General features: G+C 68.4%; 1 protein-coding gene. It reads right to left on the bottom strand.

All coding sequences use genetic code 11. From position 1 onward, the window contains the following. Positions 1–60 precede the first annotated feature (60 nt). Positions 61–15,471 carry a non-ribosomal peptide synthetase gene (locus PGN27_RS09780; RefSeq protein WP_335325948.1) on the bottom strand — a complete coding sequence of 5,137 codons (15,411 nt, stop codon included), beginning with the start codon at positions 15,469–15,471 and terminating at the stop codon, positions 61–63. Between the last annotated feature and the right edge of the window lie 42 nt (positions 15,472–15,513).

Here is a 15,513-nt window from a genome sequence, read left to right as displayed (position 1 = left end):
CTTCGCGGTGTGTTGTGTTCACGGGATCGGCCCGCCGGTAGCCATTCTCATCGGCTCATCTCAGCTTTCGTGACCAGCGGTTGAGCTGGCGGCGCAGACGGTCGCCAGTTCGGCGACCGTGCGGTGCTCGAAGATCTGACGGGCACTGACGGCGATCCCGGCGGCATGGGCGGCGGCGACCAGACGCATGGTGGCGACGCTGTCACCGCCGCGCTCGAAGAAGTCGTCGTGGATACCGATGTCGTCACACCCGATGACCGCGGCAACCGCATCGCACAGCGCGGCCTCCAGCTCGTTGCGCGGTGGCACCGCCGGGGCGGTGGCCAGATCGGGCATCGGTAGACCGGCCCGATTCAGTTTGCCGTTGGGCAGCAACGGAATGGCTTCGACGAGCACGACCGCCGCCGGGACCATATAGGTCGGCAGCCGGGTGGACAGGTGACGTTTGAGCTCGGCGGGGTCGGGTGCACAACCAGGGGCCCGCACGGCATACCCCACGAGCACAGCATGATTGGCAGTGTCGTGGCGGGCCACGACGGCCGCGTCCGCGACGTCGGGTGTTGCCCGCAGCGCGGACTCGATCTCACCGAGTTCCACCCGATAGCCGCGGATCTTGACCTGCTCGTCGGCCCTGCCGTGGTAGATCAACTGCCCGTCGACCGACCAGCTGACCAGATCACCGGTCCGGTACATCCGCTCACCGTCGCGGTAGGGGTTGGCGACGAAACGCTGTGCGGTGTTGGCTGATTGGCCGAGATAGCCGCGCGCCAGCCCCGCTCCCGCGACGTACAGCTCACCGCGCACCCCGGGCGGAACGCGGCGCAACCACTGATCGAGTACGTAGACCGTCGAGTTCGCCACCGGGGTGCCGATCTTCGCCTCGAACGAACCGTCGGGCTCGGCGACCAGGGCGTCGACGGTGGTCTCCGTCGGCCCGTACAGGTTGTAGGCCCGGGTCGACGGCATCGCGCCCAGTTCGGCCCACAGCTCCGGCGGGACGGCCTCGCCGCCGACGCCGATCGCGGACAATCGGCACGCCCCGTCGCGGACGGCCCCGGCGCGCGCGACGCTGTCGAACATCGACGGTGTCAGCTCGACGAAGTCGAATTCTTGGTCGTCGAGCTGGGCGGCCAGCAGCGCAGGATCGCGACGTGTCTCGTCCGATACCAGGCAGATGGTGTGTCCGTCGTACAACCACAACTGCGGTTGCCACGACGCGTCGAACGCGAACGACCAGGCGTGCCCGACCCGAAGCCGGTCTCGGCCCGCGGTCGCCATCGTCGGCCGGTAGAGGCGTTCGCGGTGGCTGGCGAACAGGTTGACGATGCTGCGCTGTGGCACGACGACACCCTTGGGCTTGCCGGTGCTGCCCGAGGTATAGATCAGGTAGGCAGCATGATCCGGACGCACCGGGATGCGGCGCTCGGCATCGGTGACGTCGGCATCGGAGAGCATCGGGTCACCGTCTGCTTCGTCCATCGTCTCGGCCGTGATGGTGAGCACCGGCCGGGCGTCGGCGAGCATATGCGTGATCCGCTCGGTGGGGTATTCGGCATCGAGGGCCAGATATGCCCCACCCGCCTTGTGCACGGCCAGGATTGCGATCAGCACATCGGCCGAACGGGGCAGATCCAGCGCCGCGATATCGTCGGCCCCGAGACCGCGGGCAATCGCGTGGCGCGCGAGCCGGTTCGCCCGACGGTTCACCTCGTCGAACGTCAGTTCCCGCGCACCGTCGATGATCGCCACGGCGGTAGGTGCGGCGCGCACCTGCGCCTCGAACAGGGCCGTCAGCGTCGTCGCCGGCGCGGACAGTTCGGCGCCGCGCTCCCATTCGGCGATCCGATCGGACTCGGATTCGATGAGCATGTCGAGATCGGCCAGCCGGACGCCCGCGTCCTCCGACACCCGGTCGAACACCGCCAGCAGGCGGGCCGACAGCGCGTCGATGGTCGACGCCTCGAACAGGTCGGCGTTGTATTCCATGGTGAGGGTGACCGATTCGTCGGCGTGCTCGACGAAGTCGATCGACAGGTCGAACTTCGCCGTCCCGGTGTCGACCTCATCGGCGGACAGCGTCATCCCGTCGATCTCGACGCGCTCGGTGTCACCGCTCACCAGGTACATCATCATGATCTGGAACAGCGGGTGCTGGCCGCGGACGCGAAGGGGATTCACTTCCTTGACGATCCGGTCGAAGGGGATGTCCTGGTGGTCGAATGCCTGCAGAACGCCCGCCCGGTTGTCGGCCAACAACTCGGCGAAGGTCTGCCCGGCGTGCACCTGGGAGCGCAACACGACCGTGTTCAGGAAATAGCCGATCTGGTCGTGCAACAGCACATCCGATCGTCCCGACACCGGCGTGCCGACGACGATATCGTCGCCGGCGCCCATCCGGTTCAACAACGTAACCACGGCGGAGTGGGCGACCATGAACATCGTCGCCTGGTTGTCACGCGCGAGTCCGCGTAGCGCGCTGACGGTACTGGGCGGCAGCGATGTCGTCACGGTGCCACCGCGGAACGTATTCGTCGGCAGGCGTGGGTGATCGGTCGGCAGGCCGGTCTCTTCGGGAACCCCGGCCAGCGTGTCCTGCCAGTACCGCAGCTGCTTCTCGGCCACAGCGTCGAGCAATTCGGCGTGCCACATCGCATAGTCGGCGTACTGCAGCGACAACTCCGGCCATTGCGGTGCCAGCCCGCAACGACGTGCCTCATAGGCTGTGCGCAGATTGCGCAGCAGCGGTTCATCGGACCATTCGTCGGTGGCGATGTGGTGGATGTTGACCAACAGCACGCTCCCGGTGCCCAATTCGGCGAGGAACACCTTGACCGGTATCTCCTCGTCGAGGCGGAAGCAGTACCGTGCCGCGTCGCGCAGCTCGTGGTCGGCGATCAGCGTGACGTGCAGATCCACCTCGGCAGGGTCGAGGACACGCGGCTCGAAAACACCGTCCCGGTCGGGATAGATGGTCCGCAAGATCTCGTAGCGCCCGATCACGTCGTGCAGTGCGAGTTCCAGTGTCGCGATATCGAACCGACCGTCGACCCGCCACACCATGGGCACGTTGTAGGTCGGATTTGGCCCCTCCAGGGCGTAGTGCAGTCGCATGCTGGACTGTCCGGGCGACAATGGCACCCGGTCGGGCCTGGGCCGCGCGCTCAATGCCGGCCGGACCGCCGCGACACCGCTGTCCTGGTCGACCCGGGCCGCGAGTTCGGCGACCGTGGGGGCGTCGAACAGCTCACGAAGACTGAACTCGGTGCCCAGGACCGCGCGGATCCTGCCGAGCAGCCTGATCGCCGACAGCGAATGCCCACCGAGGGCGAAGAAGTCGTCGTCGAGGCCGACGGCGTCCACGCCGAGGATGTCGCCGACCAGATCGCACAATGTGATCTCGGTCGGCGTGACCGGTGGCCTGCCGGACCCGGCGGAGGGGTGCGGGTCCGGTAGCGCATCACGGTCGAGCTTGCCGGTCGCCGTCACCGGCAGCGCGTCGAGCTCGACGAACGCGGCGGGCACCATGTGCATCGGCAGCGATTGCGCACCGAAGCGCCGGAGTTGCTCGGCGGTGGGTGAATCCGCGCCAGCACATACGTAATAGGCGACGAGCGCACCTCCGCGCAGAAGCACACGGACCGAGCTGACGGCCGGGTGCCGGGCGAGCACCGTCTCGATCTCACCGGGTTCGATGCGCACGCCGCGGACCTTGATCTGGTCGTCGTCGCGGCCGCGATACTCCAGCTGTCCGTCCGACCGCCACCGCACCACGTCGCCAGTGCGGTACATGCGGGCACCGGCCGGGCCCCAGGGATCGGCGACGAATCGCTCCGCGGTCAGCGCGGGCCTGCCCAGATACCCGTCCGCCAACTGCACGCCGGCCAGGTAGAGCTCACCGGGAATGCCTGGAGGGGTGGGCCGCAAGCGGCTGTCGAGGACGTAGGCACGGACGTTGGCACCGGGGACGCCGATCGCGACGGGACCACCGTCGGCGGTCCAGCCCAGAACGTCCACAGCGGTCTCGGTGGGTCCGTACAGGTTGTGCAGGGGTACGCCCAATCGCCGGATGGTTCGCTCGGCGAGGTCCCGGGACAAGGCCTCACCACCCACGGTGACCCGGGTCAGGCTGGACAGATCGGGTGTGCCTGCGGTGTCGATATCGAGTTCGTCGAGGAACAGTTCGAGCACCGACGGGACGAAGTCGACGGCGGTGACGCCATGGGCGGCAATGGTCTCGGCGAGGTAGCGGGGTTCGCGGTGCCCGCCTGGGCGGGCGAGCACAAGCGTCGCACCTACACTGAGGGGCCAGAAGACCTCCCACACCGAGGTGTCGAAGCTGATCGGCGTCTTGACCAGCATCCGGTCGCTCACCGCCAGCGGGTAGGCCTCCTGCAGCCAGGCGATCCGGTTGGCGATGGCGCGGTGAGGCACGGGCACACCCTTGGGCCGTCCCGTGGTCCCCGACGTATAGAGCACATACGCCCAGTTCTCACCCCGGGCAGCGTTTTCGGATCCGTTTGTCGGAAGGGCTTTTTCACCGTGTCGCGCGGCACGGATCCGTTCGCGGTCCCGCAGGACGGTCACCGGCTGCGCGTCATCGAGCATGAACTGCAGTCGATCGGCGGGGAAGTCACTGTCCAGCGGCAGGAATGCCGCACCGCAGCGGGCGATCGCCACCAGGGCGACGACCAGCTCGACCGACCGCGGTACCGCCAGCCCGATGAGGGTGCCGGGCCCGGCACCCTGGCCGGCCAGGTCGGCGGCGAGCCTGCGGGACCACTCGTCGAGCTCGGCGTAGGTGAGCGCGGTGTCCGTCTCGTCACCGCGCACGGCAACGGCATCGGGGCTGCGCAGCGCCTGCTGGATCACCATCGTGGCCAGGTCGTCCGGTGATATCGGGGTGGCCGGTCCGGTGCCGACTTCGTCGAGCCACTGACGTTCACCGGGCAGGAACACCGCGGAATCCGCTATGCGGGTGTCGGGTTCGGCGACCACCTGGGTGAGCAGCGTCAGCAGGCGTTCGGTAAAGCGCTCGACGGTCTCGGGATCGAACAGGTCGGTGGCGAACTCCGCCAGGACCGTCATCCGCCCGCGGGCGATGTTGTCGATCAGGGTGAAGCCGAGGTCGAACATGGCGGCGGTGACGTTGGGCGACAACCACTCTGTCGGCAGGTCCAGTACATCGGCGGTCGCATCATCGCGGTAGTGGTAGCCGACGAAGGTCTGGAACAGCGGGTTACGCCCCGCGGCCCGCGGCGGGTTGAGCGCCTCGACCACTCGATCGAACGGCAGATCCTGGTGGTCGAAGGCCGCCAGGTCGACATCGCGAACCCGATCGAGCAGTTCCACGAACGTGGGATTACCCGACACGTCGACGCGTAGCACTACGGTGTTGACGAAGAACCCGACCAGCGGGTTCAACTCCGCCTCGGTGCGCCCGGCAACCGGTGTCCCGACCACGATGTCCTCGCCCGCGCCGAGCCGGTGCATCAACGCGGCGACGGCGGCGTGGAAGCACATCACCGTGCTGACCTGATGCTCAGCGGTCATCCGACGCAGGCCCGCGACCACCGGGGCCGGCAGGTCCAGTTGCAGCGTGCTGCCTGCGCCGCTGGGCTTGGCCGGGCGCGGCCTGTCGGTGGGCAACGCCAGCTCATCCGGTGCGCCCGCCAGCGTCGCAGTCCAGAACGCGGTCTGCTCGTCGGCGACGGAAGCCAGCAGATCCTGTTGCCACAGCGCGTAATCGGCGTACTGCAGGGGAAGCGGTGACCACGCGGGTGCCCGTCCGGCCCGTCGGGCCCGGTAGGCGGTGGCCAGGTCGTCGAGCAGCGGCGCATCCGACCATTCGTCGACGGCGATGTGGTGCAGGATCAGCGCGACAACATGATCGTCTTCGGCGACCCGCATGATCGTCGCACGCAGGGGGATATCGGTGTTCAGATCGAAGCGGTGGTCCGCCGCGGCGTCCACGAGGCCACCGACGGCGGATTCGTCGCAATCGAGCACCCTCACCGGCACCCGCGCACCGGCGGGCAGAATGGTCTGCTGCAGGGTGCCATCCTGCGTTGTGAAGACCGTGCGCAGCACCTCGTGGCGGTCCACCACATCGGTCAGCGCAGCGGTGAACGCGTCCGTATCGAGCGGTCCGCGGAGCCGGAAGGTCAGCGGATAGTTGTATGCCGCACCGGTTTCCCCGAGCTGTTCGAGGATGAACAGGCGTTCCTGCCCTGCCGACAGCGGCAGCCGCTCGGGGCGTGTCGCTACGGTCAGCTCCGGTCGGGAGGGGCCGTCGAGCCGGAGCTTGGTGGCCAGCTGGGCGACGGTCGGGGCGTCGAACACATCGCGGATGGTGAGTTCGGCGCCCATCGCGCTGCGCACCCGGCTCATCAGCCGGATGGTCAGCAGCGAATGGCCACCGATGTCGAAGAAGTTGTCCTCGACGCCGACCTCGTCGATGCCGAGCACCTCGGCGAACAACTCGGCCAAGAGTTCCTCGACGGGATTCTGGGCAGCGCGGCTGGTGGAGACCGGTGCCACTGCGTCGGCATCGGGGAGCGCTCGGACATCCAATTTGCCGTTATCGGTCAACGGAATCCGTTCCAGCGCAACGAAGGCCGACGGCACCATATAGTCGGGCAGGGTGTCGCGCAGGTGGCGGCGCAACGCTGCGACGGTCGCCGAGCGCTCGCGCGACCCGGCGGGGTTGTTGCCGAGCTCCTCCAACGGGCGGTCGACGGTAGCCGAGCTGTACAGGTCACCGAGTGGCTCGTCCGTGGTGGTGAACACGGCGTCCATCAACGCCGGGTCGCCGGGATGCCAGGTCAACCGGACAGTCCAGCCGGTCTCACCGGCGAGCGCGTGCAGGTGCGCCGGGTCGATTCCGGCGGGGGCGCTCAGCGCGGTCCTGGCCTCCGCGATATCGCCCGCCGCGAGGTGGGCCGTCGCGGCGATCTCGCCGGCCAGTCGGCCGTTGGGGATGGCCGTGACCCGTAGCCCGTCCGGACCCGCCTCCGCGAGCGCGGCTTTCACCGTCCCCAGGTCACCTGGCCAGTGCAGTGTCGTGCGGTGCGTCGGTGCGGCGGGCGCATCAGCGCGCAGGATCACGTCGTAGCGGTGCCGGGTGAGTTCGTTGTGGAATGCGCCGGTCTTGAGTCTGATCTCGACCGTCATGCCCAGACGGTGTGCGAGCGCGACGAAGAAGTCGGGATCGAGCAGCAGTTCCTTCTCCAGCTCCACGCCCCGCTCGGCGGCACGGCGCACCTGCTCGGCGTCGGTGCTGTCGGAGTCACTTCGCGACAGTGCGATCGCGGTGTGAAAGGTGTCCAGCAGCAACCTGTTACGCACATCGCCGATGAAGAGCGCACCGCCGGGCCGCAGGTGTCGGGCCGCACTCTCGACCACATCGGCCAGGTAGCGCACCGACGGGAAGTACTGGATCACGGAGTTGATGACGACCACATCGAAATGGCCGGTGGGGATCTCACCGAGTCGATCGGCGGGGGCCACGGTCAAATGGATCCGATCGCTCAGCTCCAGATCGGTGCCCAGTTCGTTGTTCAGCGCCTCGATCACCGGTGCGGCCAGATCGGTACCCCAGTACTCGTCGACCCGTGGCGCGAGCTGTCCGAGCAAAAGCCCAGTACCGACGCCGATCTCGAGGATCCGTGCCGGGGACAGATCGGCGATGGCGGCCACCGTCGTGGCCCGCCACTCCGACATCTCCTCGAACGGAATGGGTGCACCGTCGTAGCTCGAATCCCAGCCGGCGTAGTCTTCGACGAACACCGCGGTGGAGATCGTCGAGTATTCGTCGGAGTAGATCTGTTCCCATTCGCCCACATGAGCGCTTTCGGCGGCCGTCCGGTCGGCCTCGGGGGTGGCGGCGGGCACCACATAGGCGACGAGGCGCTGCGTGCCGGGCACCCGCGGGTCGGCGGTGGCGATCACCGCGGCCTGTGCGGCGCTCGGATGGGCGACGATCGCTGATTCCACGTCGCCGAGCTCGACGCGGTGGCCGCGGATCTTGACCTGCTCGTCGGTCCTGCCGAGGAATTCGATATTGCCGTCGGCGCCGCGGCGGACCAGGTCACCGGTGCGGTACATCCGGGTGCCGGCCGGCGCGGTGGCGGTGGGGTAGGGATTGGCGACGAAACGCTGCGCCGTCAGACCGAATCGGTGCGCGTAACCGCGGGCCAGGCCGGCGCCGGCGATATAGAGCTCGCCGGGATGGCCGTCGGCGACGGGGCGCAGCCACGGATCGAGGATATGCGCATCGGTATTCCAGATCGGCTGTCCGACGGTGGGTTCGGCACTGTCGTCGGTGCCACCGCCCAGGGTGTTGATGGTGTATTCGGTGGGTCCGTAGAGGTTGTAGCCGTAGGTGGTGGGGTCGTCGCGGAGCCGGTCCCACACCGACGGCGGCACCGCCTCACCCCCGAGCAGGACGAGTACGGGGTGGTGTTCCCCGTCGTCGAGCAGGCCCTCTTCGAACAACAGCTGGGCATAGGTCGGCGTCACATTGATGACGTCGATCAGGTGTGCTCGGCAGTACGCGACCAGTGCGGCCGCGTCGCGGCGCAACACCTCGTCGCAGATGTGCACCTCGTGTCCCTCGACCAGCCACAGCAGTTCTTCCCAGGACATGTCGAACGCGAAGGACACCGTATGGGCGATGCGCAGGCGCCGACCGCCGGCCTTGGCGATCGCGGGAGCGAAGATGGCTTCCCGGTGGTTGAAGTGCATATTGGTCAGACCGCGGTAGGGCGTGACGACACCCTTGGGCTTGCCGGTGGACCCGGATGTGTAGATGACATACGCCGGGCGATCCGGTGCGGGTCGTTCGCCGGCCCAGTTCGGCGCCAACGCATCCAGCGCACTGCGGGTCTCGGGGTCGTCCACGGTGATCCGCAGGCAGTCCGGCGGGGTGATGGATGCGATGCGTTCGCGCACCGCCGTCGTGGTGAGCAGGATCCGCGGACGGGCATCGTCGAGCATCACGGCCAGGCGCTCGTCGGGATAGTCCAGCTCCAGAGGCAAGTAGGCAGCACCGGCGCGCAGCACCGCGAACAGGGCGACCACGGTGTCGATGGAGCGCGGGATGGCCAGCGCGACGGTATCCTCACCGGTGATGCCCTCGGCGACAAGCAGACCCGCCAAGCGGCTGACCCGCTGGTCGAGTTCGGTGCGGGTCACCGAGGCGGAACCGTACACCAGCGCCGTGCTGTCTCCGTCGGAATAGTCGGCGAGCATCTCGGCGATGGTCAGGTCGGGCACATCGTGATGGGCCTGGCTGCTTCGGTGGGCACGGCCGTCGCGTTCGTCGGGGAGCTGGACCGTGACGGAGCAGAGGGCGGCATCGGGTCGGGTGGCGAGGAATTCGACGACGGTGCGGTAGCGGTCGAGCAGGCGTCGGGCGGCCGATTCGGTGACGAAATCGGGCCGGTACTCCAGCTTCACCGCGAGGGTGTCCCCGGGAGCCACCACCCACGTCAGGGGATAGTGGGACGCGTCGAAGGTGTCATGGCTGAGGATGCCGAACTCGCTCTCGGCATCGGCGAACGCCTCATCGCTCCAGAAGTTCTGCAGCACGAACAGGTTGTCGAACAACGCGCCGCCGCCGGAGAGCAGACCGGCGCCGCGGTGCGCGTCGGCCACCGCGCGCTGAATATCACCGAGGCCGAGGAACTCATGGTCGAGTGCCCGCAGGCGGTCGGCCTGTGCACCACGCACGGTATCGGCCACCGATGCGGCCGGGTCGAGGCGCAGGCGCACCGGAACGGTGTTGAGGAACAATCCGATGACTGCGTCGGAGCCGTCGACTTCGGTGGGTCGGCCGGCGACGGTGGTGCCGAAAACCACGTCGTCGCGGCCCGTCTCGTAACCAAGGACGATGCCGAGTGCGGTGGTGAGCAGCGCGTTGAGGGTGACGCCGAGTTGTTGCGCGGTCTCCCGCAGTGCGTGTGCGCAGTCGTCGGACAGCTGGAGGTCGACCCGCGCGGTCATCGCCGGTTCGGCACCCGCGGCCTCGGGCAGCAGCAGGGTCGGTTCGGTGAGTCCGTCGTGGACGTGTGCCCAATAGTCGGCGGCGGCGGCGCTGTCCTGGGCGCCGAGCCAGCGCAGATAATCCTGGTAGCCGTGCGCGGGACCACGCGGCGGGCTCAGGCGTCCCTGTGTGGCCATCGCGTAGGCGCTGAGCAGGTCGCGCATCAGCAGCTCGCGTGACCAACCGTCCATCAGCAACACATGGCAGCTCAGGATCAGCGCGTCACCGCCGGGCCTGCGAATGACGGTGAGCCGCGACAACGGCGGCGCCGTCATGTCGAACGGAACGTGGCGGTCCTGCTCGATCAGCCGTTGCGTATCGGCCACGGCACTGTCCCGGTCCTTCTCGGACAGATCGACGAGCCGCACGCGGCAGGACGGGTCGCCGGCGATGAAGGCCACCGGGTGTGGCAGATCATCGGCGACGAATCCCGAGCGCAGTACCGGGTTGCGTTCCAGCACAAGCGCATACGCCCACTGCATGGCGGCGATGTCGACGTTGTCGCGCAGCTCCATGACGTTCTGCAGGATGTAGACCGCGGCGTTCTCGGCGTAGCGGGCCTGGAAGTAGATCCCGGCCTGCAGAGGCGACAGCGGCCACACGTCGACGACGGTGCGTTCGGTCGCCGCGACCACCCTGTCGCGCTCGGACTCGGACAGTGTCAGTAGCGGCCCGTCGGCGAGGGGGGCCGCTTCGTGCGGCGCAGAATCGACGTTAAGGGCGGCCGCCACCGCGGCGGGCGTCCGGTGGGCGAAGACCAGCTGCGGCTTGAGCGGCAGTCCGCTGCGGCGCGCGCGTCCGGCGAGGCGGATCACCAGCACGCTGTCACCACCGAGGGTGAAGAAATCGTCGTCTGCGCCGGCCGGGACGCCGAGGAGGTCGGTGTACAGTCCCGTCAGCTGCGCCACGACCGCGGCATCGGCGGTGCGGGCGGGGGTACCGGCTGCGACGGCCCCGGTGGTCGGTGATGCGGGTAGCGTGTCGACCGGCGGCAGCGCCGCGATCGTCGTGGCGGTGTCGGCCGCGAAGGTCTCGAGAATGGTCACGACATCGCCGAGGAGATCACCGGCGGGTGCGGTGCCGATCAGCCCGGGGTCGTAGTCGAGTCGGAGTTGCAGGTCGTCGGCGGCGTCGGCGACCAACGCGACCGGATAATCGGTCATGACGCTGGATCCGTCGAATCCCCGGTAGGTCAGCGTGTTTGGACCACCGTCGGTGGCGCTCGTGTCCGGGAAGTTCTCCATCACCACCACGCTGTCGAACAGGGTGCGGGTGCCGGCGGACCGGGTCAGGTCGGTGAGCCGCGCGTGCTGGGCCTCCAGCACGCGATTCTGCTGTTGCTGCAGCCGGGCGGCCACTGCGCTCAGGCTGTCCGCGGGTTGCCACGACAGCGGCACCGGTACCGTGTTGATGAGCAGGCCGACGATCGATTCGACACCGGGATAGCCTGTGCCGCGCCCGGAGACCAGCGAGCCGAAGACGACGCTGTCGATCCCGAGTCGACGACCGAGTGCCAGGCCCCACGCCGCGTGCACGGCGGTGGCCGCGGTGACACCTGCGCGCCGGGCGGCCGCGTAGAGGCGTTCGGCACGATCGCGAGACAGACTGGTGGTCACGTCCCGGTGGTCTTGGCTCGCGACCGCGTGCGAGTCGTTCGCGGCGAGCAGGGTGGGCCGGGCCTCGACCAGGATTTTCTCCCATGCCCGCGAGGCCTTTTCGGCCCGACGCTCGGTGTGTGCGACGAAGTCGGTAAAGCGATCGACGGCGATGTCCGGCGAGGAGCCGGCCACGATCGCGTTGTGGACCCGTGCAATCTCGTCGAACATCGAGGACAGCGACCAACCGTCGGCGAGGATGTGGTGCATCGACTGGACCAACCGGTGGTCGTCGTCGGCCAGCGATACCAGGACATGGCGAAGCAACGGAGGCCGGTCGAGGGTCAGCGGCGCGCTGCGTTCGGCGGCGGCGATGCGCAGGAGTTCGGCCTGTGCCTCATCCGGGTCAATATCGCGCAGATCGAGGCTGCGCCAACGAGGTTCGACCTCATCGAGGACGACCTGCACCGGTGATCCGTCGACCAGCGTGTGAATGGCCACCCGCAGGGCGGGGTGGCGTGCAATGACCGTCCGGACGGCCTCGTGCAGTGCATCGGGATCGAGCGGACCGCTCAGGTGGGCGATCTGTTGGATGCGGTAAAGATCGGTCTCCGGCTCGGTATATGCCGAATGCAGGTACATCCCGTATTGCAGGGGTAGCAGTGGCAGGACCGTGTGGATCGGCCCGAGTGCGGTTAGTTCGGCTCGGTCGGCGGCACTGAGTTCGATGGCGGCGGACGTGGTTTCTGTATCGGGGGACTGGCCGTGGATCGCAACGCTGCGCGCGACGGTGGCCAGTGCCGCGGGTGTGGGGTGCTCGAGCACCTGCCGGGGCGTGACTGCGACGCCATGGCCGCGGGCCAGCGATGCGACGCGGATGGCCGACATCGAGTCACCACCCATGGCGAAGAACTGGTCATCGGCGCCGACGACCGGGATCCCGACGGCCGTGGCCATCGCTTCACAGAGCACCGTCTCGAACTCGGTGCGGGGCGCGCGACCGCCGGATGCGGTGGTGAATTCGGGATCGGGCAGCCCCCGGCGATCGATTTTTCCGGTTGCGCCACGCGGTATTTCGGGAAGCTGGACCAGCATGGCCGGGACCATGTAGTCGGGCAGTCTGCGTGCCAGTGCGGCCCGGCTGCGTTCCGGGTCGACGCTGTCCTCGGCGGTGACGTAGCCGATCAGTCGCCGGCCCCCGGCCGGGTTCTCCCGCACCGCCGCGGCGGCGTTGTGCACACCGGGTAGCTCGGCGAGGGCGGCTTCCACCTCGGCGAGCTCGATGCGGAAGCCGTGCAGGCTCACCTGATCATCGGCTCGGCCCAGGTACTCGACCTGATGATCGGGTGTCCACCTGGCGATGTCGCCGGTGCGGTACAGCCGCTCCCCGGCTCCGCCGTGCGGGTTGGCGACGAAACGGGTGGCGGTGATGCCCGGTTGGCCGATATAGCCGCGCGCCAGCTGGAGTCCGCTGACATAGATCTCACCCGCGACACCTGGTGGTACGACCTCCAGGTGCGGGCCCAGAATGTGGATGGTGACACCGGGGACGGGGCGCCCCAACGATATCCGGCCATCATCGACGATGGCGGTCAGCACATCACCGGCAACCTCGGTCGAGCCGTAGGAGTTGACGAGTTCGGCGGTGGGGGACACCGCCCGCAGTGCCGATACGGTCGAGGAGTCGAGCCGCTCGCCGCTGCAGATCCACCGCGCGACGGACCCGAGCCGCTCGGGTGCGGCATCGGCGATGGCGCCGGCCAGGCTGGGGACCGCGAGTATCTGTGTGGCACCGGCATGTTCGATCAGTTCGGTCAGGGCGTCACCGTCGCCCGCGGTGTCGTCATCGGCGATGACGACCAGTGCGCCGGCCAACAGCCCACCGAGTATTTCGGTGCTGCCGTCGATGAACCCGATGGAGCTCTTGGCAATCCGGATGTCTGCTCCGGCACGCGCCGACCATGATCGGGCGGCCCACCACAGCCGGTTGGCGAGTGCACCGTGGGTGCCGACCACTCCCTTGGGTCGCCCGGTGCTCCCGGAGGTGTAGACGACGTAGGCCGCATCATCGGGGCCGAGCGGTACGGCGGTGCGCTGTTGCACTCGGGCGGTGACGGGCACCGAGGGATGGTCGGACCAGTCCGGCGCAGTCGTGTCGTCGACGATGATGACGCGGGGTTGCGCGTCGGACCACATGTACTGCGCACGCTGGGTGGGGTAGCGCCGATCGATGGGCAGATACGCTGCGCCGGCGCGTAATACCGCCAACAGTGCGATCACCAGATCGGTGCCCCTGGCGAGCGCGATGGCCACGGTGTCACCGCGGCACACGCCGGCATCGACCAGTGCGCCGGCGAGTCGGTCGGCGGCGTCGGACAGTTCGTCGTAGCGGATCTCGTTGTCGCCATGGCGCAGTGCGATGCCGCGCGGGGTGCGGCGTACCTGCGCGTCGAACAGGTCGGTGACCGTCGCGCGCAGGCCAGCCGGTCCGAAGCCCACGGCGGACCAGCGGCCGGCGTCGTCGACCAGAGGGATATCGCCGAGTCGGATGTCGGGGTCGGCGGTCACCGCAGCCAGCGCGCGGAGCAGCCGGCGGCCCAGTGATTCGACGCCCGCACGGTCGAAGATGTCGGTGCTGTAGATGATCCGCAGTCGCCGTCCCCCGGAGGGCAGGTCGAAGAATTCGAAGGCGATGTCGAATGCGGCCGGGGTGACCACGGGGTCGAGGAGGCGGCCCTGGACGCCGGGGAGGTCGAGGCGTTCCGGATCCGCCGGCTGCAGCGACACCATCGTCTGGAACAGCGGGTTGCGGTTCGGTGAACGGACCGGGTTGACGGCGTCGACGATCTTCTCGAACGGGACCTCCTGGTTGCTCAGTGCCGCGAACAGCGTGCGACGGCCCCGGTGTAGGAGTTCGGAGAACCGCGGATGACCGCTGAGGTCGAGCCGCAGCGGCAGCATGTTGATGAAGAAGCCGACCAGGTCGTCGAAGTCCTCTTCGAGTCGGCCGGCCACCGGCGTGCCGAGCGAGATGTCGTCACCGGCGCCGAGCCGGGACAACACGGCGGCCACCGTGCTGGAGAGCACGACGAACGGTGTCACATCGGCTGCCCGCGCGATATCGGTCACCCGCCTCGACAGATCGTCGGGCAGCGGGATCAGCACCGAGTCGCCGCGGTAGCTGCGCACCGCCGGGCGCGGCCGGTCCAGCGGTAGCGCCACCTCGGCAGGGGCGCCGTCGAGCACCCCGCGCCAATGTTCGAGCTGTTCGTCCTGCAGGCCCGGGGTCGCCAGAAGTTCACGGTGGTAGCGCACGTAGTCGTGGTAGTGGGCCGCCGGCCGTTGCGCCGCGTCACCTGCACCGTCGCGGTGTGCGCGATAGCTCTTTTGCAGGTCGTCGAACAGGGGACCGATCGAGTTGCCGTCGATGGCGATGTGGTGGATCACCAGCGACAGCACGTGTTCGTCGGGGGACACCCGCAGCAACCGGGCGCGAAACGGAATCTCGGTCCCCAGGTCGCAGGCCCAGTTCTCCAGGTCGGCCCGCACGCGCAGCAGATCTTCCCGGCGGCAGTCGATGACCTGCAGGGCGGCGGCCGTCGGATCGACGATGGTCGGGTTCAGCCGCCCGTCGACCTCGGCATACACCGTGCGCAACGGAACGTGGCGCCGCGCCACGGCGATCACCGCGTTGTTCAGTGCGTCGACGTCCAGGGGTCCGCGGAACTCGACAGCCAATGGCACGTTGTTCGCTGCAGTCGGGCCGTCCAGGCGATACAGCGACCACAGCCGAGCCTCGCCGTAGGACGCTTCGCGCTCGTCGACAGCATGCATGTATGCGCTCCCGGGTCTGGTGGTTGAGGCGGCTCACCGATG

It is taken from the genome of Mycolicibacterium neoaurum (assembly GCF_036946495.1).
GTDB classification, from domain to species: domain Bacteria; phylum Actinomycetota; class Actinomycetes; order Mycobacteriales; family Mycobacteriaceae; genus Mycobacterium; species Mycobacterium neoaurum_B.
The sequence above is the reverse complement of the archived record's forward strand: the minus strand, read 5'-3'. Positions and strand labels throughout refer to the sequence as shown.

What these genes read in the sequence shown, in the direction of transcription:
- PGN27_RS09780 (WP_335325948.1), bottom strand. Translation starts at nt 15,471, where the DNA reads ATGCATGCTGTCGACGAGCGCGAAGCGTCCTACGGCGAGGCTCGGCTG.